The sequence below is a fragment of the Pantoea sp. Pa-EAmG genome (assembly GCF_030024295.1).
Classification (GTDB): domain Bacteria; phylum Pseudomonadota; class Gammaproteobacteria; order Enterobacterales; family Enterobacteriaceae; genus Pantoea; species Pantoea dispersa.
In genome coordinates, this window is sequence record NZ_JASEWO010000338.1 from 1 (window position 1) to 1,682 (window position 1,682).

The 1,682-nt window shown below is 63.1% G+C and carries 2 protein-coding genes; both read right to left on the reverse strand.

Going from position 1 to position 1,682, the window contains the following annotated elements:
• Positions 1-1,256: ATPase, T2SS/T4P/T4SS family (locus QMM04_RS22410; protein ID WP_282997096.1), on the reverse strand; the 1,256-nt coding region annotated here is incomplete at its 3' end.
• A gap of 10 nt (positions 1,257-1,266) precedes the next feature.
• Positions 1,267-1,682: type IV pilus biogenesis protein PilP (pilP, locus tag QMM04_RS22415; protein ID WP_282997097.1), on the reverse strand; the 416-nt coding region annotated here is incomplete at its 5' end.

The following is a 1,682-nucleotide window of genomic DNA, read 5'->3' on the forward strand; positions in this document are numbered from 1 at the left end:
CCCGGATTGCGCAGATACACGCCAGAGATATCCGCGTGCGTCTCCACCATGTCCACCATCACCGGGCTGACGCTCTCGCGCCCTTTGTGCCAGGGGATTTTGCAGTGGCTGCAGAGCAGCGGAACCAGCCGGAGACCAACCAGCCCGGACACGATGGTCGGGTCAAACAGCAGGTCCTCGTCTACCCCAAAGCGTCGCAGGCGCTGCGGGATATCTGCCGGAGAGTTGGTGTGAATGGTTGTCAGTACAGGGGCACCGGTCTGAATGGCCTCAATGACGCCATTGGCCGTACCCGCGTCACGCACCTCACCGTTGTAGATACGGTCCGGGTCCATACGCAGCAGGTTTCTGATGGCTTCGGCAAAGGTCTGCATGCCCAGCGGCGTCTGAAAGACGCCCTCAATCGGCGATTCGATGGGGTCTTCCACCGACATGATGTTTTCACCCGGGTCTTCACGGGCCAGAAACTCTGCGGAAACCTGACAGACCGTCGACTTACCATGTCCGGTGGGCCCGCTGAAGAAGGTGCCGCCGGATCCGTTCAGCAGCCGGCGCAGCGTGGTCTCTTCTGCCGGCGTCAGCCCCAGCTGCTCAAAGTGCAGGCTCTGCTTGCGGCGGCTGACGAGGCGCAGCGCAACGGCCAGACGCCCCTGCCCGCCGGGACGGCTGGCAAAGCGGATAGTGCTGAGCCCGTAGCCGTTCACGAACTCTTCGCGCACGCGGGCGTCACAGGACTCGGTAAAGCTCAGCGTGGTTTTGCTGTGCTCCTCGCACATGGAGTTGTACAGGGCATTCACCAGGCGGGTGCCCCACTCCGCGGACTCGGTCCGTATCCTGCGCAGGTTGCCGTCAATGCGATAGAGCACGCGGGTAAACTTGTGCTCAATGCGGATGTGGATATCGGATCCGCGCATTTTCGTGGCTTCGGCGACCAGGGTGAGGTTCAGGTTCTGAAAGTCGCTGGTTCCCTCCACGCTGTCGCGGCCGCCGTCGCTGAACTGCTGGGTTATTTTTTCCAGCTCCTCGCGGTCACACCAGGTCACACCCGTTTCAAGGCCCTGACTGCGCAGCTGCTCTTTCAGCTCATAAAACTCCGTATTGCCGCCCAGCTCGCTCAGCACATACAGGCAGTGATACTGGTTCTGATCGTCGCGGATAAGCCGCAGGCTGTCCCGCAGCGTAGCGGAATACGCGCGGGCGCCGGGAGGCGGGGCCAGCGGCAGCAGGGTGTGCGTTTTTTCACTCAGGTTCATCATGACGTCGGCCTCAGTTAAGGGTGAAGACGTGACCGTCAGGCTGGCGTTTAATCACCACGCCGCGCATTGAGACGGACACCACGGTATAGCCGCCGTTCACGCTGTCGCCCGGACGCACCTGCGTGCTGCTGCCGTCCCGGAAGCTGAGCGTGGCCACCGACCCCGCGACCTTTTCAAGCACAGGCAGCGTGCTGGCCGGTGCGGTTGCTGCCGGCGTGCCCGGAGGGCCGCCGGGCACCGCGGGGGCGGTGACCGGCACGGCAACGGTGTCAGCCTGCCCCGCCGCCATTTTTGCCTTGTTGTAGGCGGCCTGCGCGTCGTAAAACACGCGGCCGCTCTGGAGACGGTCAATATCGCCTACCGTTCTGACGTCCGCTTCCGCGTGCGCCAGACCGCAGACCAGCAGCATCAGCGCTGCATACTTAA